The organism is Jeotgalibacillus sp. 10bf12 (assembly GCF_055597105.1).
In genome coordinates, this window is sequence record NZ_CP200276.1 from 2,382,095 (window position 1) to 2,407,539 (window position 25,445).

Here is a 25,445-nt window from a genome sequence, read left to right on the forward strand (position 1 = left end):
AAAGGAGGAATTAATGTGAGTGATCGTCAGGCAGCGCTGGATATGGCGCTTAAACAAATAGAAAAACAGTTCGGAAAAGGTTCAATTATGAAGCTTGGAGAACAGACTGACAGAAGAGTAAATACAGTATCGAGCGGGTCTGTCTCATTAGATGCAGCACTTGGGGTAGGTGGATATCCGAGAGGCCGTGTAATCGAGATCTATGGCCCTGAAAGCTCAGGTAAAACAACTGTAGCGCTTCATGCAATTGCTGAGGTCCAGGCAAATGGCGGCCAGGCTGCTTTTATCGATGCTGAGCACGCACTTGATCCTGTATATGCTCAAAAGCTGGGTGTTAATATAGATGAACTTCTTTTATCACAGCCGGACACAGGAGAACAGGCACTCGAAATTGCAGAGGCTCTTGTGCGGAGTGGAGCGGTTGAAATTGTCATCATTGACTCAGTAGCAGCCCTTGTACCGAAAGCGGAAATCGAGGGTGAAATGGGTGATTCACACGTTGGTCTTCAGGCGCGTTTGATGTCACAGGCGCTTAGAAAACTATCAGGTGCAATCAGTAAGTCTAACACAATCGCAATCTTTATTAACCAGATTCGTGAAAAAGTTGGTGTTATGTTCGGAAGCCCGGAAACAACGCCAGGTGGTCGCGCACTGAAGTTCTATTCTTCGGTCCGTCTTGATGTGCGCCGTGCTGAAACGCTTAAGCAGGGTAACGATATGGTCGGAAACAAAACGCGTATTAAGGTCGTTAAAAATAAAGTGGCACCGCCATTCCGTATTGCAGAAGTTGATATCATGTATGGTGAAGGAATCTCTAAAGAAGGAGAGATCATTGACCTTGGTGCTGAAGCGGATATCGTTCAAAAGAGCGGATCATGGTATTCCTATGAAGGAGAGCGTCTTGGACAGGGACGTGAAAATGCAAAGCAGTTTCTAAAAGAGAATACTGACCTCCGTCAGCAGATTCTCCTGAAGATCCGTGAGCATCACGGTATGGATCAGCCGCATGCTGTGCCAGAAAGTGAAAAGGAAAAAGCAGAGGAATTTGATCTGCTAGAAGATAAGTAATATGACTTTTAAGAGGCAGGAAATGGATTCCTGTCTCTTTTTTTATTGAAATGTTATGAGGTAGATTATTCTAGGTTACTTGACAATGAAATTTTGCAGACTTAAAATTAAGATTGTATATTTTTCAATTTTTCTAATTGATAAGTAAATGTCATGAAGTCTTCCGGAAGCATTCGGAAGATCCTGAAAAGACAAAGTATGAAGAGATTAAGCAAGAGGAGGTGAATACGATGGGAGCACTCGAAATCACCTTCATTTTGGTTGGCATTATCGTAGGTGTGTTTGTTGGTTATTTGATACACAAATTCATGATGGACGCGAAAGTCGGCGGTGCGAAAGGTACTGTTGAACAAATCCTGACAAACGGGAAGCGTGAAGCAGAAGCACTGAAGAAAGAAGCGCTGCTAGAAGCGAAAGATGAAAATCATAAGCTTCGTTCAGAAATTGAAGCAGAACTCCGTGAACGCAGAAATGAACTGCAAAAGCAGGAAAACCGCCTGATGCAGCGGGAAGAAAACCTGGATCGCAAAGATGACTCGCTGAATAAGCGGGAATCAATGCAGGAACGAAAAGATCAATCACTGCATGAAAGACAACAACATATTGAAGAGATGGAAAGCAAAGTGGAGGAGATGGTTCAAAAGCAAGAGCTCGAACTTGAACGTGTATCTGGACTGACGCGGGAAGAAGCGAAAGCAATTATACTTGATCAGGTAGAGAAAGAACTGTCACAGGACATTGCAATTATGGTGAAAGAACAGGAAAACCGTGCAAAAGAAGAATCAGAGAAGAAAGCAAGAGAATTGTTATCTCTGGCAATTCAAAGGTGTGCGGCTGACCATGTGGCTGAAACCACTGTTTCTGTCGTAAACTTGCCGAATGATGAAATGAAAGGGCGCATCATCGGAAGAGAAGGACGAAATATCAGAACGTTAGAAACGCTGACAGGAATCGATCTGATTATTGATGATACACCTGAAGCGGTAATCCTCTCAGGGTTTGACCCGATCAGACGAGAAACAGCAAGAATTGCGCTTGAAAAACTCGTACAGGATGGGCGCATTCACCCTGCAAGAATTGAGGAAATGGTTGATAAAGCACGTCGTGAAGTAGACGAGCATATTCGTGAAATCGGTGAACAGACAACATTTGATGTTGGTGTACACGGACTTCATCCGGATCTCATCAAAATCCTTGGCAGGCTGAAATACCGTACAAGCTACGGACAAAATGTACTCAAGCATTCTACAGAGGTTGCTTACCTCTCAGGTCTGCTTGCAGCTGAGCTTGGTGAAGACGTTGCGCTTGCCAGAAGAGCAGGGCTGCTTCATGATATCGGGAAAGCAATTGACCATGAAGTGGAAGGCAGTCACGTTGAAATTGGCGTGGAGCTTGCAACCAAGTATAAAGAACACCCTGTAGTCATTAACAGTATTGCTTCCCACCACGGTGATTATGAAGCAACATCAGTCATCGCGGTACTGGTTGCAGCAGCTGATGCACTTTCTGCAGCAAGACCAGGTGCTAGAAGTGAAACGCTTGAAAACTACATCAGAAGACTTGAACGTCTTGAGGAAATTTCTGAAGGATATGAAGGCGTAGAGAAATCATTTGCTATTCAGGCGGGCAGAGAAATTCGAATTATGGTTCGTCCTGAGCAGATTGATGATCTTACCGCTCACAGACTCGCACGCGATATACGTAAGCAGATCGAAGAAGAGTTGAATTATCCGGGTCACATTAAAGTAACAGTGATCAGAGAAACCCGAGCAGTAGAATACGCAAAATAATCAAAGCGATGTGCCTTGGCACATCGCTTTTAAATTGAACAAAACATACTCAATCAGCCACAGGTAAAGTTGAAACAGTGGTATTTTCATGCTAAAGTTTGAACAAAGTACATAATTAGAAAGAGGAATATGATGAAAATACTTTTTATTGGAGACGTTGTAGGCTCTCCTGGAAGAGAAATGATAGATGAGTACCTTCCGAAATTAAAAGAAAGACATGAACCGGATATTGTTATAGTAAATGGAGAAAACGCTGCATCCGGAAGAGGGATTACACAGAAAATATATGAACAGTTGCTCCAGGCTGGTGCCGATATGATTACACTCGGGAATCACACGTGGGATAATAAAGATCTATTTAATTTTATCGATAAAGCTGATCAGTTAGTAAGACCACTGAATTATCCAAAAGGAACACCTGGAAAGGGCATCCGATTTTTTCAGGCCGGCAGTGCGGAAGTCGCGATAGTTAATGCGCTTGGCAGAACATTTATGAACCCGGTAGACGATCCTTTTCCGGCAGTCAGACAGGCGGTCACGGAAGCAAAGAGACAGACACCATTTGTCTTTGTTGATTTTCATGCAGAGGCTACGAGTGAAAAGCAGGCTATGAGCTGGTACCTGGATGGTAAAGCTTCAGCTGTAGTGGGAACTCACACCCATGTGCAGACTGCTGATAACAGAATTCTTCCTGAGGGAACGGCTTATTTGTCAGATGTTGGGATGACCGGTCCTTATGATGCCATTTTAGGTATGGAAAAAGAAGCAGTATTAAAACGGTTCGTTACAGGCTTACCTTCAAGGTTTGAAGTACCTAAGACGGGCAGAGCGATTTTAAGCGGCTGTCTGATTAAACTGGATCGTAAATCAGGTAGTGCCTTGTCTATAGATCGTATCTTAATTAATGAAGATCATCCCTTTTAAAGACTGTAATATTGCTTCCTCCTGCATAACTTCACGCTAAAAGGAATATAGTGAATGGACACTAGCACATGTTAGCGGTTGAAGAAGGGGGATCTGCAGTTGAATGTATTAAAAGTATCGTCAAAATCTAATCCAAATTCAGTAGCAGGCGCATTAGCAGGTGTATTAAGAGAAAAAGGGTTTGTGGAAGTGCAGGCAATTGGCGCAGGCGCACTTAACCAGGCAGTAAAAGCAGTTGCGATTTCAAGGGGATTTGTTGCACCATCAGGAATAGATCTGATTTGTATTCCTGCATTTACAGATATTCAGATTGAAGGAGAAGAAAGAACTGCTATTAAGCTGATTATTGAACCAAGGTAAGATAAGGCCGTTGCGGAAGCAGCGGCCTTTGTTTTTTATAAACAATAATATTATTATGTTAACTTATTATTTGATCAAAGGGTTGAATTTCACTGGTTTACCTTTAAAAAGATGTGTCACATTAGTAAACGTGATAAAATGAACAATGATGAATTTATACATATTGCGCAGTTGAAGGAGAGGTTAGAATGAAACAGCAGCTTTCCTGGAAAGTGGGCGGTCAGCAGGGAGAAGGGATCGAAAGCACCGGCGAAATCTTTTCCATGGCAATGAACCGTCTGGGTTATTTTTTATATGGCTATAGGCATTTTTCTTCAAGAATAAAAGGCGGACATACAAACAATAAAATCAGAGTGAGCACAACACGCATAAGAGCGGTAGAAGACCGTTTAGATATTTTAGTTGCATTTGATCAGGAAACAATTGATGTGAATTATCATGAAATGGGTGCAGACGGTATTATCATTGCTGATGCGAAATTTAAACCTGCAAACCCGGAGGACTGTCAGGCAGAACTGATTATTGTACCCTTTACTGAAATTGCTTCTGAACTAGGCACCTCTTTAATGAAAAACATGGTTGCAATTGGTGCAACATGTGCCATTATGGATCTTCCGACTGAGGTTTTCACAAAAGTACTCCAGGAGACATTCAGCCGCAAAGGTGAAGTCGTTGTTCAAAAAAATATGGAAGCGATCGAAGCAGGTTTTAAAGCAGCTTCAGACCTGCTTGCCGATAAAAAAGGTTCGCATCAGCTTGCTGAAGCAGACGGTATTCAGAGAATGTTTATGATCGGCAATGATGCAATTGCACTCGGCGCAATTTCAGCCGGTGTCAGATTTATGGCAGCATATCCGATTACTCCGGCTTCTGAGATTATGGAATACTTAATCAAAAAACTCCCTGCACTCGGTGGTGCTGTCATTCAAACGGAGGATGAAATTGCTGCAGCTACAATGGCAATTGGGTCAAACTATGCTGGTGTACGTGCTTTTACAGCATCAGCGGGTCCGGGACTGTCTCTCATGATGGAATCAATCGGACTCTCCGGCATGACTGAGCAGCCGCTTGTCATAGTGGATACTCAGCGAGGGGGACCATCAACCGGATTGCCAACGAAGCAGGAACAGTCGGATCTGATGCAGATGATATATGGCACTCATGGAGATATCCCCAAAATAGTTTTAGCACCGAGTACAGCTGAAGAAGCGTTTTATGACACGATTGATGCTTTTAATCTTGCTGAAACTTATCAGTGTCCGGTTATTGTACTGTCAGATTTGCAGCTTTCACTTGGGAAGCAGTCTGTAGATCCTTTAGACTATTCAAAAGTTTCAGTTGGCAGAGGGAAGCTCGTGACAGATGAATCAGAGCTTGAGGAACTTGAGCCGAAGCAGTATTTTAAGAGGTATGAAGTAACTGAAGACGGGGTTTCCAAACGCGTTCTGCCCGGGATGAAAAACGGTATACACCATGTAACCGGAGTTGAACATGATGAGACTGGAAAACCTTCTGAATCCTCATTGAATCGTCAAATGCAGATGGATAAACGTATGAGAAAGCTGGATCATGTATCGCTTTACAAAGCGGTTGATATAGATAATGCAAAGCATGGTGAATCAGATGTCTTGCTTATTGGATTTAATTCAACACGCGGCGCATTGGAAGAAGCGCAGGAAAGACTTGAAGCCCAGGGATTAAAGGTTAATCATGCGCATATCAGATTACTTCACCCTTTCCCTGCTGATAAGCTTGCACCATTGATGGAAAGTACGAAAAAAGTTGTAGTAGCTGAACATAACGCAACGGGGCAGCTGGCATCATTAATTAAAATGAATGTTGGAATGGCTTCAAAGATTCATAGTCTGAAAAAGTACGACGGGACTCCGTTTTTACCATCGGAGGTTGAGTTGCTGACAAAGGAGCTGATTTAATTGGTTACATTTAAAGATTTCAGAAATAATGTAAAACCTAACTGGTGTCCGGGATGTGGAGACTTTTCAGTACAGGCTGCGATCCAGCGTGCCTCAGCTAATATTGGCTTAACGCCTGAAAGTCTTGCAGTCGTATCAGGGATTGGTTGTTCCGGCAGAATCTCAGGATATATTAATTCCTACGGCTTTCACAGTATCCACGGCCGTGCGCTACCCCTCGCGCAAGGTGTGAAAATGGCTAACAGAGATCTGACAGTCATCGCATCAGGAGGAGATGGAGACGGATTTGCAATTGGTCTTGGTCATACTATTCATGCAATCAGAAGAAATATTGATATGACTTATATCGTGATGGATAACCAGATCTATGGATTAACAAAAGGGCAAACTTCTCCAAGGTCTTCAGCAGGATTTAAAACGAAATCAACGCCCAAGGGTGCGATTGAGCCATCTATTAATCCTATGGAAATGGCTTTGACCTCCGGTGCTACTTTTGTAGCCCAGGGCTTCTCGTCAGATTTAAAAGAACTGACAAGCCTGATTGAACAGGGGTTAAGTCACAAAGGATTTTCTCTTATTAATGTATTCAGCCCTTGTGTAACATACAACAAAGTGAACACTTATGACTGGTTTAAAGAAAACCTGGTCAAGCTTTCAGAGATTGAAGGGTATGATGCCTACAGTAAAGAAGCTGCCATGCAGACATTGATGAAGCATGATGGGCTAGTTACAGGATTGATATATCAGGACACAGAACAGCCTTCTTACCAGGAGCTGATTGACGGTTATGATGAGAAACCTCTTAGCAATCAGAATCTGCAACTGGAAGAAGATTACTTTAATAAACTAGTAAAAGAATTTATGTAATAATTAAGGCGCACGTGAATCAAGCGTGTGCTTTTCTGCTGAGTTGTATAATTGAGTCAATTTATCGACATCATCGTTAGTTATGTTGTCAGTATGTAAATTAACATTTATACTTGTATAACATGGGGTTTTTTAACTCTGTTAATGAATTTGACAGTAAGAAAGGGGACATCAGGATGAATGAAGAGCAGCGCATTGCAAGCCAGGATGCCACTCAGACATCTCAGGGACAGAAGAAAGAAAAAGACTATAGTCAATACTTTCAGACTGTTTACAGCCCGCCATCATTAAAAGATGCTAAAAGACGCGGTAAAGAAGATGTAAATTACCATGAAGATTTTAAAATAGATCAGACATTAGAGGGTTTGGGTAAGGGGCGTAAATTCTATATCCGCACTTATGGCTGTCAGATGAATGAGCACGACACAGAAGTGATGGCTGGAATCTTCCTGCAGCTTGGGTATGAGCCGACAGATACGACCGAAGATGCTGATGTGATTTTATTAAATACATGCGCAATCCGTGAAAATGCTGAAAATAAAGTATTTGGTGAGATCGGTCACCTTAAGCCATTAAAGCTTGAAAAACCCGATTTACTAATTGGTGTGTGTGGATGTATGTCTCAGGAAGAATCAGTTGTTAACAAAATTCTTAAAACACATCCTCATATTGATATGATCTTTGGTACACATAACATTCACAGGCTTCCAAACATTCTGAACGAAGCCTATATGAGTAAGGAAATGGTCGTTGAAGTATGGTCAAAAGAAGGAGACGTCATTGAAAATCTCCCTAAAGTGAGAAAGGGTGCAATCAAAGGCTGGGTTAACATTATGTACGGCTGTGATAAATTCTGTACATATTGTATTGTCCCTTATACAAGAGGTAAGGAACGCAGCAGACGTCCTGAAGATATTATCAGGGAAGTCAGACACCTTGCCGCACAGGGCTATCAGGAGATCACACTTCTTGGACAGAATGTAAATGCTTATGGTAAGGATTTAAAGGATACGGACTTTGGACTCGGTCAATTAATGGATGAGCTGCGAAAAATCGATATACCAAGAATCCGCTTTACCACAAGTCATCCAAGAGACTTCGATGATTATTTAATTGAGGTACTTGCTAAGGGTGGGAATCTTGTTGAGCATATACATCTGCCTGTACAGCATGGTTCTTCTGATGTACTTAAGCTCATGGCCAGGAAGTATACGAGAGAGCAGTTTCTGACGCTTGTCGGTAAAATTAGAAAAACAATACCAAACGCAGTACTGACAACTGATATTATTGTAGGTTTTCCGAATGAAACTGAAGAACAATTTGAAGAAACGCTTACATTATATAAAGAAGTAGGATTTGAGACAGCATTCACTTATATCTATTCTCCGCGGGATGGTACTCCGGCAGCAAAAATGCAGGATAATGTACCGATGGAGGTTAAAAAAGAGCGTTTGCAGCGTCTGAATAACCTTGTGAATGAAATGTCACTTGCAGCAATGAAAAAACTTGAAGGTCAGACGATGGAAGTGTTAGTGGAAGGCGAAAGCCGTAAGAATGCTGAAGTTTTGTCAGGCTATACAAGAACGAGCAAACTCGTAAACTTTAAAGGACCAAAGAACATTGTCGGAAAAAGAGTGATGGTCAAAATTACTGATGCTAGAACCTGGAGCCTGAATGGTGAATTGGTTGAAGCGGAAGAACCAGCAGGAGTGAATGGATAATGGAAAAGAGATATACGAAAAAAGAAATAATTGCACGTGCAAAAGAACTCGCACAGATGATTACTGAAACAGAAGAAGTGGACTTTTTTAAACGAGCTGAGGCGCAGATTCAGGAAAATCAAAAAATCAGAGAAAAAATTGCCAGCCTGAGAAGTCTTCAGAAGCAGGCAGTTAATTTCCAGCATTATGGTAAACATGAAGCGCTGAAAATGATTGAAGCCAAAATCGAAAAAGTAGAAAATGAAATTGATGAAATTCCAATTGTTCAGGAATTTAAGCAGTCACAGACTGAAGTGAATGATCTTCTTCAAATGGTCGCCAACACGGTTTCTAACACTGTAACTGATGAAATTATCCGTCAGACTGGCGGAGATATTATGAAGGGTGAAACCGGTGCACAGGTTAATAATGCACCAGGCGGCAGCTGCTCATAATGAATCGAAAAAGGATCCGGAATAAAAACCGGATCCTTTTTTTGATTCATATTGTTCTGAAAATTGACAATGCTCGTAATATTTGATAAAAATAACATACAGCTCAATTTCAGAGCTTAATATATTCAGTAAAAATGAAAGCGATTACATAAAGGGGGATAGGGATAAATTCAGTACGATTATTACAAACAATAGGGGGCAAAGTGATGACTTACTCAAATCCAAATACTGATGGATCTCTAGTGAATTTTAAAGATAAATATGATAACTACATAGGGGGAGAATGGGTAGCGCCTGCAAAAGGGCAATATTTTGATAATCCTTCTCCGGTAGATGGCAAGGTGTTTTGCCAGATTGCACGCTCTACAGAAGAAGATGTTGAAAAAGCACTAGATGCAGCACATGCAGCAAAGGATGCATGGGGGAAAACTTCTGTAACGGAAAGATCAATCATATTAAATAAGATTGCTGACCGTATGGAGCAAAATCATGAAATGCTTGCAGTAGCTGAAACATGGGAGAATGGTAAGGCGGTCCGTGAAACACTTAATGCAGATCTGCCGCTTGCGATTGATCATTTCAGATATTTCGCTGGCGTCATCCGGGCACAGGAGGGAACGCTTGGTGAGATTGACCATGATACAGTAGCTTATCACTTCCATGAGCCGCTCGGGGTTGTGGGACAGATTATCCCATGGAACTTCCCGCTGTTAATGGCTGTATGGAAGCTTGCGCCTGCGCTCGCTGCGGGTAACTGTATTGTTTTAAAACCGGCAGAACAAACGCCTTCGTCAATTTTGGTATTAATGGAGCTGGTTGGTGATCTTCTGCCAAAGGGTGTGTTAAATATTGTGAATGGTTTCGGCCTTGAAGCAGGTAAGCCGCTTGCGTCAAGTAAGCGTATTGCAAAAGTCGCATTTACAGGTGAAACAACCACCGGCCGAATGATCATGGAATATGCATCCCAAAATCTGATTCCGGTTACTTTAGAGCTTGGTGGTAAATCACCAAATATTTTCTTTAAAGATATTATGGATCAGGATGATGAATTTGTGGACAAGGCAGTTGAAGGTCTGTTGATGTTTGCGCTTAATCAAGGTGAAGTATGTACTTGTCCTTCAAGAGCACTTATTCATGAAGACATCTATGAAGAATTCATGGCACGTGTAGTGAAGAGGGTAAAAGAGATTAATACAGGCAATCCGCTGGACCCTAATACAATGATGGGTGCACAGGCATCAACTGAGCAGATGGAAAAAATTCAATCATACCTTCAGATCGGTAAAGAAGAAGGAGCGGAGCTTGTAACTGGTGGAGATATTAATAAAAAAGAGGGTGAATTTGCTGAAGGTTACTATATTCAGCCTACCATCTTTAAAGGAACAAATGATATGAGAATCTTCCAGGAAGAGATTTTTGGACCGGTTCTTTCTGTTACTACATTTAAAACAGATGAAGAAGCAATGGAAATCGCAAATGATACACTATATGGACTTGGTGCAGGTATCTGGACAAGAAATGTAAATACTGCATACCGATTCGGAAGAGGTATTCAGGCTGGTCGTGTATGGACAAACTGCTACCACCAATATCCTGCACACGCAGCATTTGGAGGTTATAAAATGTCAGGTATCGGACGTGAAAATCATAAGATGATGCTTAATCATTATCAGCAGACTAAAAACATGCTGGTCAGCTACAGCCCTAAGAAATTAGGATTCTTTTAAAAAACAGATGGCTCCGGTATTTAACCGGAGCTGTTTTATTTTGCAGAGGTATTTGAATACGTGAACAGTCCGAATGGTTTAAAGGGTTTAATTAAGGGTAAAATTCTGTAAATCGCACTGCTGAGGAGGATCATTATGGAACATCATTTACAAGCATATTTTAAAAATGAAAGCGATGCAGAAACTGCATTAGCTAAACTGCAGAGGTGTCCGATCAGAGATGCAAGGATTGATTCAATCCCTGATACTGACAGCAATCCATTTCTGCTTCCTGCATTGAGCTTTACTTCAAACTCGACTCCAAATACAGGTATTATTACAGATCGTGATGTGATCAGCCGTGCTGACTCATCAGATACGTTTCATTATTTGCTTGAGTTTTATGTTAAGGAAGAAGATAGAAAAGAAGCTGTATCAATTTTAAGCAAGACTGATGCACACCTTGATAAAGAAGCATATGAAAAAATAAATCATAATTAAGTAAAGCTCTAATAATAACAACGTTATTATTAGAGCTTTACTGTGTAATTAAGCATGATTTCAGGTTTTTGGTTTGCATCATTATATTCCTGTTCATTAATTTTTGCGAAAATGTAATCAGAGGTCACTTCTGCCAGCCTGCTGGTTGAGTATCCGAATAAAGAAACAGGGGAGTCGGCATCAACGTCTTCAGCGTAAGCGATCAGTGAACTGTCTTCAGGGATATTGAGGCCTAAACTTTTACTGATCAGCAGTGTAAGCTCTGCCAGGTTGCGGCTGGAGCACATAATCGCATCCGGCATCGTCTGATCAAGCGTCGATTTTATAATAGTAAAGAATCGTTCGAGGTCCCCTGTGCTGACATAAGTATGTTTAACCGCATCAAAGCGGGTTTCTTTTTTTAGCGCTTCATTCATCCAGTTTTCATCATACTCACTTACTGTCAGGATTGATCTGTGACCGGAGTGGGTCAGAAGAGATGCTGCTTTTAAAGCTGCATCTTTTTTTAATGTTTGCTGAGTAATCGCTGGCGTATCAGAAGATTCAATATAGGGATTATATGTGAAATCGGCATTAGGAAAATTGAATTCATTTTGATCAATAACAATTACACATGCAGCTTTTAAGCGTGAGAACATCTCCTTTGCATCCTGAAAACCAGCAGCAGACAAAGCAGGTAAAAACCCGCGGCGTTTCAATTGTTTGCTTAATTCGTGTACGGTAGCTGCGTAACCTGGAGTCGCCATAGCAGGGCAGAAGATGCCAACCGCATTGGACTTCCCGGTTGCGAGAATTTTAGCAGAAGTATCAATTTCATAACCCATTTCTTTCGCAAGCGCTAAAATCCGCTGTTTAGTCGGCTCTTTTACTAATGGACTGTCATTCAGCGCTTTAGAAACGGTGGAAAAACTGACGTTTGCCTCTTTGGCTATATCCTTGATCGTAACAGACATTGTATCACCCCTATAAATAATAACGTTATTATTATATTTAGTATAAATAACAAATTTAATAATGACAATAAATAAATGCCAACTATAAAATAACAACGTTATTATTTTAACTAAACCAGGTTATTTGCACATGTTTTAAATATGGTGCATAAGATAAGGGAGAAATGAAAGGAGGCCGCTTTAATGACGGAATACCGTGAGATTATTACGAAGTCAGTGGTAGCAAAGGGACGAAAGTACGTTAAGTCTAAACATACTGTTCAGCCACCACATAAACCGTCAAGCATACTCGGCTGCTGGATTATCAATCATAAATACGCTGCAAAAAAGTCCGGTCACAAAATTGAGGTAAACGGTTCTTATGAGTTAAATGTATGGTACTCTCACCATCACAACACGAAGACATCTGTGATCATTGAAAATGTTTCCTACAAAGATGAAATTACTCTCAGGTACCGGGATAAGGATGCAAGAAATGATCACGAAGTCATTGCGAGAGTGCTGCAGCAGCCAAATTGCATTGAGGCCGAAATTTCTGATAAGGGTCAGCATATCGTTGTCCATGCGGAGAGAGAAATTGCTGCTGAATGTGTGGGTGAAACAAAAGTATGTGTAGCTTTTACAAATGAGCACCCCGGTGATGACGACTGGGAAGATTATGATTTAGATGAAGAGCTTGAACATATTAATCAGAATGTATTTGATCATGAGTAAACACTGTCCTAGGACAGTGTTTTTTATTGTGCAGACAAGTAATCGGTTAAGTGATTGATGACCATTTATGCTATACTTTTCACATATATAATGTAGATGAACGGGGAGAATTGTTTTGACGAAATATACACCTATGATGCAGCAATACCTAAGAATAAAAGCTGAAGTACCAGATGCATTTCTGTTTTTCAGGCTCGGAGATTTTTATGAAATGTTTTTTGATGATGCACTTAAGGCATCTAAGGAACTTGAGATTACGCTTACAGCGCGTGGTGGTAATAAGGAAGATAAAATTCCGATGTGCGGAGTACCATATCATTCTGCAGCTTCATACATAGAGAAACTGGTCGACAGGGGATTTAAAGTGGCACTTTGCGAACAGACTGAGGATCCGAAACAGGCAAAGGGCGTTGTCAGAAGAGAAATCGTACAGATGATCACCCCTGGTACGGCAGTTAGTGCTGTTAATGAACGGGAAAACCACTTTCTGGGTTCAGCAGTTCAGCTATCCGGTGAGCGCTATAGTATTGCTTACCTAGACCTGTCAACTGGGGAATCAAAAGCATCTGTTGTTGATAATGAAGAACTGCTTCTGCAGGAAATTACAATGATTAAAGCAAAAGAATTGATTCTGCCGGCTTCTGTTAGTGATGAGCTGATCAGTAAATTTAAGGATAGAGGCATTACTGCAATATCAAAAGTAGAGCAGGGGCAGCTGTCATTTGATGAATCATTACTTTCCCTGCTTGAGGACGATGAAGTAAAAGAGGGGATCAGTCTGCTTTTGCACTACACAACTGATACCCAGAAGAGGTCACTTGATCATTTGCAGAAAACTGAACACTACGAAGTGAGTGCATATTTACAAATTGACCCCAACTCAAAAAGAAATCTTGAGCTCACTGAAAATAACCGCAGCGGCTCGAAAAAAGGGTCTCTCGTCTGGCTGCTTGATGAAACGGTGACTGCAATGGGCAGCAGACAGTTAAAATCATGGGTTGAACGACCGTTAATCAATCAATCGCTGATTAATGAGCGACTTAACCTTGTTGAAAGTTTAAAAAATCATTTCTTTGAACGTGAATCACTAAGAGAGCTTTTACAAAATGTTTATGATCTTGAACGGCTTGCTGGTCGGGTTGCATTTGGTTCGATCAGCCCAAGGGATCTTGTGCAATTAAAAAGATCACTGCAGCAGGTGCCATTTATCAAAGAACAACTGAAAGAAATTCCTGATAAAAGCTTAATAAAAAGAGCTGAGGCGATGGATGCCTGTGCTGATGTAGCAGATTTGCTTGACCTCTCGATTGATGAGCAGGCGCCGATTACAATTAAGGATGGTAACTTTATTAAAGACGGTTATTCACCTGAGCTTGACCAGTACAAAGATGCAAGCCGTAACGGTAAAAAGTGGATTGCTGAACTTGAACAAAAAGAAAGATCAATGACAGGAATTAAATCGCTTAAAATCGGATACAATCGCATTTTTGGCTATTATATTGAAATCACAAAAGCAAACCTTTCTTCGTTAAATGATGAGCGATATGAAAGACGCCAGACGCTTGCAAACGCAGAGCGCTATATTACACCGGAACTAAAAGAAAAAGAGACGCTAATATTAGAAGCACAGGAAAAATCAATTGAACTTGAAAATGAGATTTTTCAGGTTGTCAGAGAACAGGTGAAAAAAGAAATTCCCCGTATTCAGCAGCTTGCAAAAGAAATCAGTGAAATTGATGTCCTGCAATCATTCGCATATATCAGTGAAAAAAGACATTATGTAAAACCTGTGTTTTCAGAACATCAGCAATTAAATATTCAAGAAGGCAGACACCCGGTCATTGAAAAGGTAATGAATATGAATGAGTATGTGCCTAATTCTTGTGAAATGGATAACAGCCGTTCAATGCTTTTAATTACCGGTCCGAATATGTCAGGTAAGAGTACGTATATGCGACAGGTTGCATTAATTTCTGTTATGGCACAAATGGGCTGCTTTGTTCCTGCAGATCATGCGGAGCTTCCAGTGTTTGATAGGATTTTTACAAGAATTGGTGCAGCTGATGACCTTGTAAGTGGTCAGAGTACTTTCATGGTGGAAATGCTTGAGGCAAAACATGCGCTCGAGCATGCAACTGAAAACAGTTTAATCCTGTTTGATGAAATCGGCCGCGGAACGTCCACATATGACGGGATGTCACTTGCTCAGGCAATCATTGAGTATGTTCATGATTCCATACAGGCAAAAACTTTATTTTCAACCCATTATCATGAACTGGTTGAACTATCTTCAAAGTTGAAACGTTTGAAAAATATACATGTAGCAGCTGCTGAACAGGATGGGAAGGTCGTATTTCTTCATAAGGTGAAAGAAGGTCCGGCTGATAAAAGTTATGGTATTCATGTAGCTGAACTTGCAGAGTTACCGCCTTCACTTATTAGCCGGGCGAATGAACTGCTGTCTTTTTTTGAAGCGGAAAAAGAATCGAGCGAATCAAAGCAGCAGATGACGCTGTTTGATCTGCCTGAAAAAACAAACCAGTCTGAAAGTAAAGTTTTAAAAGAGATTCAAAAAATCAATGTACTTGAAATGACACCGATGGAAGCGATGAATGAACTATATAAACTGCAGAAAAAAGCAGGTAAATTACTATCTAAATCTTAATGCGGGGAGGGGATCGTCATGGGACATATTCAGCAGCTGGATGAATTTTTATCAAATAAAATTGCTGCAGGAGAAGTGGTGGAGCGGCCCGCCTCAGTTGTTAAAGAACTGATGGAGAATGCCATTGATGCCCATTCTACAATTATAGAGATTGATATCGTTGAAGCGGGGCTCTCAAGCATCAGAATCAAAGATAATGGTGACGGTATATTAGAAGAAGACCTGCTTACCGCTTTTTCAAGACACGCTACAAGTAAAATAAAAAATGAACATGACTTATTCAGGATTAAAACGCTCGGTTTCAGAGGAGAAGCGCTGCCGAGTATCGCGTCAGTTTCGAAAGTTGAAATCACTTCTTCTACAGGTGAGCAAGGTACGAAAGCTATCATTCACGGTGGGAAATTGATCAGTCAGTCTGCAGCTTCAGCGAGAAAAGGAACTGATATCAGGGTGGAAGAACTTTTTTACAATACACCTGCAAGGCTTAAATATATGAAGACAATCAATACGGAACTTGGAAATATTACAGATATTGTGAACAGGCTCGCGCTCTCTCACCCTGAAATATCAATCAGGCTGATTCACAACGGCAGAACCCTGCTACATACTAACGGGCAGGGTGATATCAGACAGGTACTCTCTGAAATTTATGGTATGCAGACCGTGAAGAAGATGGTACCTTTTGAAGGAGAATCGCTTGATTTTAATATTTCAGGCTGGGCAGCACTGCCTGAAGTCACACGGGCATCAAAGAGTTACGTTTCCGTTCTGGTAAATGGCCGTTACATTAAAAATTACGGGATTACACAGGCCGTTCTTGAAGGGTACCGTACGATGCTTCCGATCGGCAGGTTTCCTGTTATTCTTTTATCGATTGAAATGGATCCGATCCTTGTGGATGTAAATGTTCATCCATCCAAACAGGAGGTCAGGTTCAGTAAAGAAAAAGAATTGCAGCACGTGATTTCAGAAACAATCAGAAGGACTTTCAGAAAAGAAACGCTGATTCCAAGCGGTGTAACTGAAAAGAAAGAGCCGAAAAAGTACAGTGAGCAAACCTCTTTTCAGTGGGGCACGGCAAATGAACAGCCTGCACATCCTGAACGCACGATTCCAAAAGAACCGCAGCAGATAGAAGAATCACCTCCTGAAAAGGAAGAGGTGACTGCTGGAGCTGTTGAATCGGAAGTAAATAAATTGGACGTACAGGACCAGCCTGAAGCGGAAGATCGTTATCGTGTGCGTAAGAGAATGCCTGAACTTTCAGTGATTGGACAGGCTCACGGTACCTATATTATCTGTCAGAGTGAAGCAGGGTTATATATGATTGATCAGCATGCTGCCCAGGAAAGAATTAAATATGAGTATTTTAGAGAAAAGCTTGCGCGTGATACAGGTGACATTCAGGATCTGCTCGTGCCTATGACATTTGATTTCTCCAGTGATCAATTTATAAAAATAAAAGATAACATTCATTTGCTTGAGAAATCAGGTGTTAATGCTGAAGAGTTTGGACACAACAGCTTGATTATAAGGTCACATCCGGTCTGGTTTCCTGAAGGTGAAGAGAGTGAAATCATTGAAGAAATGGTTGAGCAGCTATTGAAAGATAAAACCATTGACCGCTATAAGCTGAGAGAAGAAGTAGCTATTCTTATGAGCTGTAAAAAATCAATTAAAGCTAATCATTATCTGAAAAAAGAGGATATGCAATCCCTGATCAGTCAACTATCTGAATGTGTCGATCCGTTTACATGTCCTCATGGAAGACCGGTCGTTATACACTTTTCAACTTTTGAGATGGAGAAAATGTTTAAAAGAGTAATGTAAACAAAAGAGAAGGTGACATATGGAATTTGATAACCAGAAAATTCTGCCTGCAGTTCATTCAATGAAGGATTTTGATAAAATGCTTAAATATTCATTTGAATACGGTGTATTTTTAGATCTTCACATAGGCATGGTGAAAAGCGTATTTGATTATGCGAACAGTAAAAACAGGAAAATGTTTCTTCATATGGATTTGATTCAGGGGCTTGCAAACGACGAATATGCCTGTGAATACATTTGTCAGACAGTAAAGCCGTATGGCATTATCTCAACTAGAAAAAATGTTGTTAAAAGAGCCCGTGAATTAAATGTAAAAGCAATACAGCGGACTTTTGTCATTGATTCAAATGCATATAAAAGAAGTGTGGAACTGATCAGGCAGTCGGATCCGGATTACATTGAACTGCTGCCTGGTGTAGTTCCGAAGGTGATTGAGAGAATAAAGACTGAAACCGGTAAACCGATCATTGCGGGGGGACTAATCGATGATCCGGAAGAGGTAAATGCTGCACTAACTGCCGGTGCAAGTGCAATCTCAACTTCATCAAAAGAACTTTGGACATATTTCGGGAAATAGTTTGACAGCGTTTTCAGAAGCTGATAACATAGTTTTCAAGTTAATAACACGTGAAGAGACCAAGAGACTCACAGATCCTAATACCTAACAAAGGGAGGAATCTGTGAGCCTTTTTCTTTTCACAAAAGAGGGGGATTAGAAATGAATGAATACATCGCAGAATTGATTGGAACAGCCATTCTAATCTTATTTGGAGGAGGCGTTGTAGCAAACGTCAGTCTGAAGAAATCACTCGCTGAAGGAGCGGGCTGGGTAGCGATTGCGTTTGGCTGGGGTCTTGGTGTGGCCATGGGCGTATATGCGGTAGGGCAGTTTAGTGGTGCGCATCTAAATCCAGCGGTAACACTAGGTCTGGCATTTAATGCAGATTTTGAATGGGTGAAAGTGCCGGGTTATATATTAGCGCAGGTTGCAGGTGCATTTATTGGAGCGACACTTGTCTGGCTTCATTTCCTGCCACACTGGAAAGTGACGGAAGATCAGGGGACCAAGCTTGGCGTTTTTTCTACAGGTCCTGCAATTCCGCACAATTTCTCCAATTTACTAAGTGAAATCATCGGTACATTTATTCTTGTAGTCGGTATCTTATTTATTGGAGCGAATGATTTCACGGAAGGATTAAATCCTTTCATTGTTGGTATGCTGATTGTAGCCATAGGGTTTTCACTAGGCGGAACAACGGGATATGCAATCAACCCTGCCCGTGACCTTGGGCCGAGAATTGCACATTTTGTTTTACCGATCAGTGGGAAGGGTAATTCTAACTGGGGGTACAGTTGGATCCCAATCCTTGGACCGGTTCTTGGCGGTTCATTCGGCGGCTTATTTTACCGTTATATTTTTTCGGGAGAATTTCATATTATGTTCTTTATCGTTGCAGCGGTAACGTTATTATGTCTGCTGGCTGCGTACTTAGTTGACAAAAAACAAACTTCATTAATCCAATAATCTATCAGGGAGGAATTTCAAATGGAAAAATTTATTTTATCACTGGATCAGGGGACGACTAGTTCAAGAGCCATCCTGTTTAATAAAAAAGGGGAAATCGTTAAACTTGCACAAAAGGAGTTTGAGCAGATTTTTCCTAAACCGGGATGGGTTGAACATAATGCCAACGAAATCTGGGGTTCAATTCTGTCAGTTATTGCTTCAGTACTATCTGAAGCTGAAGTAAAGCCTGATCAGATTGAAGGAATCGGTATTACAAATCAGCGTGAGACGGCCGTTGTCTGGGATAAACATACGGGCATACCGGTTTATAACGCAATTGTATGGCAGTCGAGACAGACTGCTGATATCTGTAATGAGCTGAAAGATAAAGGTTTAAATGATACATTCAGAGACAAAACCGGTCTATTAATAGACGCTTACTTCTCCGGAACAAAAGTAAAATGGATTTTAGATAACGTTGACGGAGCAAGGGAGAAAGCTGAAAAAGGAGATCTGCTTTTCGGTACAATTGATACATGGCTGATCTGGAAATTATCAGGTGGTGAAGCGCATGTAACAGATTATTCGAATGCTTCAAGAACACTGATGTACAACATATACGATTTGAAATGGGATCACGAGCTGTTAGAGCATTTAACGGTACCTGAATCGATGCTTCCGGAAGTTAAAGCTTCTTCAGAGGTTTACGCGAAAACAGCGCCTCATCACTTTTTTGGAAAGCAGATTCCGATTGCCGGTGCTGCAGGGGATCAGCAGGCCGCACTATTCGGTCAGGCGTGCTACAAAAAAGGAATGGCTAAAAATACGTATGGTACCGGCTGCTTTATGCTGATGAATACAGGAGAAAAATCTGTAAAATCTGATAGTGGCCTGTTAACCACTCTGGCATGGGGAATTGATGGGAAAGTTGAATACGCGCTTGAAGGCAGTATATTTGTTGCCGGCAGCGCAATTCAGTGGCTCCGTGACGGCATGCGTATGTTAAAGACTGCTTCTGCTAGTGAAGACTATGCCAAGAGGGTTGATTCGACTGATGGTGTATATGTAGTACCGGCGTTTGTTGGGCTTGGAACCCCTTACTGGGACAGCGATGTCAGAGGAGCTGTATTTGGCCTGACACGTGGTACTTCAAAAGAGCACTTTGTCCGTGCGGTATTGGAGAGTCTTGCCTATCAGACAAAAGATGTGCTGGATGCAATGGAGAAGGACTCTGGAATCGAATTGAAAAAACTCCGTGTTGACGGAGGAGCAGTTCAGAATGATTTTCTTATGCAATTTCAGAGCGACCTTTTAAATGTTCCTGTGGAACGTCCGGTCGTCAGTGAAACAACAGCACTTGGTGCAGCTTATCTTGCAGGACTTGCTGTTGGCTTCTGGCAAAGCAAAGATGAAATAGCAGAGATGTGGAAAACTGATAAAGAATTCGATCCTGTTATGGATACAGAAAACAGTGATCAGCTTTACAGCGGATGGCAAAAAGCAGTGAAAGCAGCTCAGGCTTTTAAGTAAACCTCATATATGGTATTATAGAGTCAAGTTAATAAACGGGGTAGAGAGCAGAGAGGCCTGGATTCATTATGAGTTTTTTCATATATGGATTCGGCCTCTCTTTTTCTACTTTTTACAAAAAATCTCATTTTCAAATGGTTACAGATTAAAGGAGGATATTTATGAATTTTTCAAGTGCGAACAGATCAGAAAAGCTTAAAAAAATGTCAGAGGAAGTCTATGACTTAGTTATTATTGGCGGCGGTATCACAGGTGCGGGGATCGCGCTTGACGCAGTAACACGCGGTATGAAAGTAGCTGTTATTGAAATGCAGGATTTCGCCGGTGGAACATCAAGCCGATCAACAAAGCTTGTGCATGGCGGCCTGCGCTATCTGAAACAGTTTGAAGTAAAGCTTGTGGCAGAAGTTGGTAAAGAGAGAGCGATCGTATTTGAAAATGCGCCGCATGTAACATCTCCTGAGTGGATGATGCTTCCGATTCATAAAGGCGGTACATTTGGTAAGTTCTCAACGTCTGTTGGGCTTCGTGTATATGATTATCTTGCAGGTGTTAAAAAGCAGGAGCGCAGAAAAATGCTGAGTGCTTCTGAAGCGACAGAAAAAGAGCCGTTAGTCAAACAGGATGGACTGAAGGGTGCAGGGTACTACGTTGAATACCGGACAGATGATGCCAGACTCACGCTTGAGATCATTAAAAAAGCGGTAGAAAACGGCGCAGATTTTATCAACTATGTAAAAGCTGAAAGATTCACTTATGATAAAAAGAAAGTGTCAGGAGTAGAAGTAAAAGACCAGATCAATGGTGATACGCAAACAATACTTGGCAGAAAAGTTATCAATGCTGCAGGACCTTGGGTGGATAAAGTCAGAAATAAAGATTATTCAACCAATGATAAAGAGCTGCAACTGACAAAAGGTGTACATCTAGTACTTGATCAATCTGTCTTCCCTTTAAATCAGGCACTCTACTTCGATACGCCGGATGGCAGAATGATGTTCGCGATTCCGCGTGATGGAAAAGCTTATATTGGAACAACAGATACTTTCTATGGAACTGACAAAGATACAGCCAATCCTAAAATGACAGCTGAAGACCAGCGCTACATTCTGGATTCAATCAACTATATGTTTCCTGGCGTTGATGTCACTGAAGATCAAGTGGAGTCCAGCTGGGCAGGTGTTCGCCCGCTGATTTTTGAAAAAGGAAAAGACCCTTCTGAAATCTCCAGAAAAGACGAAGTGTGGGAGCATGACAGTGGACTCATCACTATTGCTGGAGGAAAGCTGACCGGATACCGCAAAATGGCAGAGCATGTTGTAGACCTTTCAGCGGAGCGACTTAAAAAAGAAGCGAAAAAATCTTTCTCAAAGTGCAAAACAGTTCATCTTCCACTGTCGGGTGCTGACTTTGGCGGTTCAAAAAATTACCAGCATTTTGTTGAATCCAAAGCAAAAGAAGCTGTACAATATGGTTTAACTGAACAGGAAGGGAAAAGAATTGCGGCATTTTATGGATCAAATGCAGACAAGTTGTTTACACTTGCGCATGCTGCTAAGGGTATGCAGCTCGAATCACCGATGACGCCTGCTTTATATGCTGAAGTGGTATATGCAATTCAGGAAGAAATGACAGTGAAACCTGTAGACTTTTTCATCCGAAGAACAGGCCGGTTATTCTTTGATATTCATGCAGTTCACGCTCAGAAGGAAGCTGTGTTAAAATTAATGCAAAACCTGCTTGGGTGGGATGAAGCAACTTATCAGTCATATCAGATTGAGCTTGAAAATGAGCTGCACGATGCAGTTGAACCGGTAAAATAAATTTCTTTGGGGTGGTTAAATGAAAGAGTCATTTTTCACCAGAACATCAGACGGTCAGGATCTCCATACAGTGATATGGAGATCCGGCCAGCCTCATATAAAAGGATCAATTCAGCTCTGTCATGGAATGGCAGAGCATATTGGTCGTTATGAAAATTTAGCTAAGCATTTAAATCAAGCTGGTTATCACGTATTCGGACATGACTGCAGGGGCCATGGGCTGACAGCTGAAAACAAAGGACCATTTGGTGATTACGGCATAGAAGCAGACTTCAACAGGCTGGCAAAAGATGTAATTCAAATAAAAAAACGCTGCCTGATCAGCGGGAAGATTTATCTTCTTGGTCACAGCATGGGCTCTTTTATTTCCAGAAGAGTCATTCAGACTTACTCGTCAGCGTATGATGGCGTTATTTTATCAGGTTCCAATGGTCCGCTTGGTGGAATTGGTCTACCTGCAACTGTACTTGCTTCAGTGTTGAGTATGTTTCAGCCGACAGAAAAAGCAACATTATTAAACCGTTTGTCATTTGGCAGTTATAATCAGTCATTTCCTGATTCAAAAACTCCTTTTGACTGGCTTTCCTCAGATGAAAACGAAGTTCAAAAGTATATTGATGACCCAATGTGCGGATTTGTAATGACAAACAGATTTTACAAAGTACTATTTAATGGAATTAGAATGATTTATAATAAAACGGAAATTGCACAGATTCGTAAAGATCTTCCGATGCTTTTTGTGAGCGGAGAAGATGATCCTGTCGGTGATTTTGGTAAAGGTGTTTTTAAATCAGCTCAAATCTATACAAACTCCGGCATTGAATCAGTGGAAGTTCATATGTATGAAAATGGACGGCATGAAATGCTGAATGAACTTAATTCAGAAGAGGTAATCAGTGATATTTTGAATTGGATTGGAAAAGTAGAGGGATTAAATGAGAAATAAAGTTATTGTTATTGCAGGACCTACAGCAGTAGGTAAAACTGAACTCAGCATCAGGCTTTCGAAAGCAATAAATGGTGAAGTAATTAATGGGGATGCTATGCAGGTATACAAAGGACTTGATATCGGAACAGCTAAAATCAAACCTGAAGAAATGCAGGGAGTACCCCACCATCTGTTTGATATTATTCGACCTGATCGGTCTTTTTCAGCTGCTGAGTATCAGCGCGCTGTCAGAGAAAAAATTCATGAGGTACACACCCGTGGTGCCATACCGGTATTAACCGGAGGGACAGGGTTGTATATTCAGTCGGTATTATATGATTACAACTTCTCTGACAAAGGAAAAGATGATGCAATCAGGTTACAACTGGAGAAAGCGCATCTGGAGGGAGTTGATCTACATAAGAAGCTGACGGAGCGGGATTCCCTAACCGCATCAGCAATTCATCCGAATAATGTAAGACGTGTCATAAGAGCACTTGAAATAATTGAATCAACCGGCATGACACCAGCAGATTTAAAAGCATCTCAAACTCCTGAACCGCTTTACCACCATGAATTAATTGGTCTTGATATGGATAGGGACCTTTTATATCAAAGAATCAATAAGAGAGTAGACATGATGATTGAAGAAGGGCTTATCGACGAAGTAAGAGGGCTCTATGAAAGTGGTATTCGTGATGTAACATCAGTCCAGGCGATCGGTTATAAGGAACTGTACGCTTATTTTGAAGGGGAAATTACTTATGAAGTCGCACTGGATCGGATCAAACAGAATTCCAGACGGTACGCTAAAAGACAACTAACCTGGTTTCGCAACAAAATGGACTTCAAGTGGTTTAACATGTCAGAAAACAGAGAAAAAAAGATTAAGGAAATAATTGATTTTTTGCAGGAATTTGGTCGTTAAAGGCGAACAAGTTAAAGACAGTCAATTTTAGGAGGCGCTCAGATGAAACAAGCTGTTAATATTCAGGATCAGGTATTAAATCAATTAAGAAAAGAAAGTACGTTTGTAACGGTCTTCCTGCTAAATGGATTTCAAATCCGTGGGCAGATTAAAGCGTTTGACAGTTTTACAGTCATGCTGGAATCAGAAGGGAAGCAGCAATTAGTATATAAGCATGCCATTTCAACATTTGTTCCTTCTAAAAATGTTGTCATTCAAACAGAAGCCTAATAAAAAGTGCGCCTAAAAGGCGTGCTTTTTTCATTTATCATGTACTTTTTAAAATTTCATATAATGAGTTATGAAATTTTCCGAGGGGTGAATCATGAACGGGCAGGTTAAATTCATTATCAGCCAGAAACATTCATCTCAACAGATTGAAAGTCAGGAATGGCAAAAAATTGAGAGTGCCTTTAAACATTTTGTTGGCCTGGATCATATCAAAGAGACGTTGAAAACAATAGCCGCCTGGGCTGTCATAAATGAGAAGCGAGAAGAATTTGGCTTGAAAATAGAACGGCATTCACACCACATGCTATTTTACGGAAATCCGGGCACCGGAAAAACAACGGCTGCAAGAATCATGGCGGAACTGCTTAAGGAATTGAATATACTTGAAAAAGGTCATCTTGTTGAAGCTGAGCGAGCGGATCTGGTGGGAGAATATATCGGACATACTGCAGTAAGAACGAGGGAACTTCTTAAAAAAGCTGAGGGAGGTATTCTCTTTATCGATGAAGCTTATTCACTGTCGCGAGGGGGAGAAAAGGATTTTGGAAGAGAAGCGATTGATACGTTAGTTAAGCATATGGAAGACAAAAGTGGAAGTTTCGTATGTATCCTTGCTGGATATAAAAGGGAAATGAACAGCTTTTTAGGCATGAATACCGGTTTGAAAAGCCGGTTTGCACATATTCTTTATTTTCCTGATTACGCATTGAAGGATCTGAATAAAATTGCACTTAACATGTTCTATATGAAAGATTATTCTATATCAAAACCAGCAGCCAACATGCTGTTACGGAATATGAGGGAAATGGAGGATGTCTCGGGAAATGGCCGTTTTGTCCGAAATCTTGTTGAGTTTATTATCAGGTCTCAGGCCGTTCGTCTTTTGAAATATGATGGGTTGACCAGAAAAGATTGTATGGACATTACTGAAGAAGATGTGATGAAAGGAATTGAAGTATATAAAAAAGAAAAGCAGAATCATTAGGCTGATT

Annotated in this window: 22 protein-coding genes; 21 read left to right on the forward strand and 1 reads right to left on the reverse strand. The window is 41.0% G+C overall.

What is annotated here, in order from left to right:
• Positions 1-15: 15 nt before the first annotated feature.
• From recA to DH10bf12_RS12395, 10 genes are all read left to right on the forward strand, one after another.
• Positions 16-1,068 carry a recombinase RecA gene (gene recA / locus DH10bf12_RS12350; protein WP_471735574.1) on the forward strand — a complete coding sequence of 351 codons (1,053 nt, stop codon included), beginning with the start codon at positions 16-18 and terminating at the stop codon, positions 1,066-1,068.
• A 230-nt stretch (positions 1,069-1,298) separates the two neighbouring features.
• Positions 1,299-2,858, forward strand: a complete 1,560-nt coding sequence (gene rny, locus DH10bf12_RS12355; protein WP_471735575.1) for a ribonuclease Y — start codon at positions 1,299-1,301, stop codon at positions 2,856-2,858.
• A gap of 132 nt (positions 2,859-2,990) precedes the next feature.
• Positions 2,991-3,782, forward strand: a complete 792-nt coding sequence (locus tag DH10bf12_RS12360) for a TIGR00282 family metallophosphoesterase (RefSeq protein ID WP_471735576.1) — start codon at positions 2,991-2,993, stop codon at positions 3,780-3,782.
• A 99-nt stretch (positions 3,783-3,881) separates the two neighbouring features.
• The gene (locus DH10bf12_RS12365; RefSeq protein ID WP_041122465.1) at positions 3,882-4,142 is read left to right on the forward strand and encodes a stage V sporulation protein S; all 261 of its coding nucleotides are present in this window, start codon (positions 3,882-3,884) and stop codon (positions 4,140-4,142) included.
• A 188-nt stretch (positions 4,143-4,330) separates the two neighbouring features.
• Positions 4,331-6,076: a 2-oxoacid:acceptor oxidoreductase subunit alpha gene (locus tag DH10bf12_RS12370; RefSeq protein ID WP_471735577.1), complete on the forward strand. Its 1,746-nt coding sequence runs from the start codon at positions 4,331-4,333 to the stop codon at positions 6,074-6,076.
• Positions 6,077-6,943 (forward strand): 2-oxoacid:ferredoxin oxidoreductase subunit beta, encoded by an 867-nt coding sequence (locus DH10bf12_RS12375; RefSeq protein ID WP_471735578.1) that lies wholly within the window; start codon positions 6,077-6,079, stop codon positions 6,941-6,943. It begins immediately after the preceding gene.
• Positions 6,944-7,119: 176 nt separating this feature from the next.
• Complete coding sequence (gene miaB, locus DH10bf12_RS12380) at positions 7,120-8,664, forward strand: tRNA (N6-isopentenyl adenosine(37)-C2)-methylthiotransferase MiaB (protein WP_471735579.1); 1,545 nt, start codon at positions 7,120-7,122, stop codon at positions 8,662-8,664.
• Positions 8,664-9,098, forward strand: coding sequence for a YlbF/YmcA family competence regulator (locus tag DH10bf12_RS12385; protein WP_471735580.1), 435 nt, complete (start codon positions 8,664-8,666; stop codon positions 9,096-9,098). The genes miaB and DH10bf12_RS12385 overlap by 1 nt, the downstream gene beginning before the upstream one ends.
• A gap of 206 nt (positions 9,099-9,304) precedes the next feature.
• A complete protein-coding gene (gene exaC / locus DH10bf12_RS12390; RefSeq protein ID WP_471735581.1) occupies positions 9,305-10,825 on the forward strand; it encodes an acetaldehyde dehydrogenase ExaC in 1,521 nt (506 codons plus the stop codon).
• Between the two features lie 135 nt (positions 10,826-10,960).
• Complete coding sequence (locus DH10bf12_RS12395) at positions 10,961-11,305, forward strand: hypothetical protein (RefSeq protein ID WP_471735582.1); 345 nt, start codon at positions 10,961-10,963, stop codon at positions 11,303-11,305.
• Positions 11,306-11,334: 29 nt separating this feature from the next.
• Here DH10bf12_RS12395 and DH10bf12_RS12400 read toward each other — a convergent pair whose 3' ends face one another.
• Positions 11,335-12,258, reverse strand: a complete 924-nt coding sequence (locus DH10bf12_RS12400; RefSeq protein WP_471735583.1) for a LacI family DNA-binding transcriptional regulator — start codon at positions 12,256-12,258, stop codon at positions 11,335-11,337.
• Positions 12,259-12,441: 183 nt separating this feature from the next.
• Between DH10bf12_RS12400 and cotE the strand changes: the two genes are divergently transcribed.
• From cotE to DH10bf12_RS12455, 11 genes are all read left to right on the forward strand, one after another.
• Entirely contained in the window at positions 12,442-12,972 is a 531-nt protein-coding gene (cotE, locus tag DH10bf12_RS12405) for an outer spore coat protein CotE (protein WP_471735584.1), read from the forward strand.
• 115 nt (positions 12,973-13,087) lie between these two features.
• On the forward strand, positions 13,088-15,637 hold the full coding sequence (mutS, locus tag DH10bf12_RS12410) for a DNA mismatch repair protein MutS (RefSeq protein ID WP_471735585.1): 2,550 nt from the start codon (positions 13,088-13,090) through the stop codon (positions 15,635-15,637).
• Between the two features lie 18 nt (positions 15,638-15,655).
• On the forward strand, positions 15,656-17,467 hold the full coding sequence (gene mutL, locus DH10bf12_RS12415) for a DNA mismatch repair endonuclease MutL (RefSeq protein WP_471735586.1): 1,812 nt from the start codon (positions 15,656-15,658) through the stop codon (positions 17,465-17,467).
• A gap of 19 nt (positions 17,468-17,486) precedes the next feature.
• Positions 17,487-18,044 carry a glycerol-3-phosphate responsive antiterminator gene (locus tag DH10bf12_RS12420; protein ID WP_471735587.1) on the forward strand — a complete coding sequence of 186 codons (558 nt, stop codon included), beginning with the start codon at positions 17,487-17,489 and terminating at the stop codon, positions 18,042-18,044.
• A gap of 141 nt (positions 18,045-18,185) precedes the next feature.
• A complete protein-coding gene (locus tag DH10bf12_RS12425) occupies positions 18,186-18,992 on the forward strand; it encodes an MIP/aquaporin family protein (protein ID WP_471735588.1) in 807 nt (268 codons plus the stop codon).
• A gap of 21 nt (positions 18,993-19,013) precedes the next feature.
• Complete coding sequence (gene glpK, locus DH10bf12_RS12430; protein WP_471735589.1) at positions 19,014-20,504, forward strand: glycerol kinase GlpK; 1,491 nt, start codon at positions 19,014-19,016, stop codon at positions 20,502-20,504.
• Positions 20,505-20,665: 161 nt separating this feature from the next.
• A complete protein-coding gene (locus DH10bf12_RS12435; protein ID WP_471735590.1) occupies positions 20,666-22,327 on the forward strand; it encodes a glycerol-3-phosphate dehydrogenase/oxidase in 1,662 nt (553 codons plus the stop codon).
• Between the two features lie 19 nt (positions 22,328-22,346).
• A complete protein-coding gene (locus tag DH10bf12_RS12440) occupies positions 22,347-23,273 on the forward strand; it encodes an alpha/beta fold hydrolase (protein WP_471735591.1) in 927 nt (308 codons plus the stop codon).
• A complete protein-coding gene (gene miaA / locus DH10bf12_RS12445; protein ID WP_471735592.1) occupies positions 23,263-24,183 on the forward strand; it encodes a tRNA (adenosine(37)-N6)-dimethylallyltransferase MiaA in 921 nt (306 codons plus the stop codon). The genes DH10bf12_RS12440 and miaA overlap by 11 nt, the downstream gene beginning before the upstream one ends.
• A gap of 42 nt (positions 24,184-24,225) precedes the next feature.
• Positions 24,226-24,453 carry an RNA chaperone Hfq gene (gene hfq, locus DH10bf12_RS12450; protein WP_471735593.1) on the forward strand — a complete coding sequence of 76 codons (228 nt, stop codon included), beginning with the start codon at positions 24,226-24,228 and terminating at the stop codon, positions 24,451-24,453.
• Between the two features lie 94 nt (positions 24,454-24,547).
• Positions 24,548-25,438 (forward strand): AAA family ATPase, encoded by an 891-nt coding sequence (locus DH10bf12_RS12455; RefSeq protein ID WP_471735594.1) that lies wholly within the window; start codon positions 24,548-24,550, stop codon positions 25,436-25,438.
• The last annotated feature ends 7 nt before the right edge of the window (positions 25,439-25,445 follow it).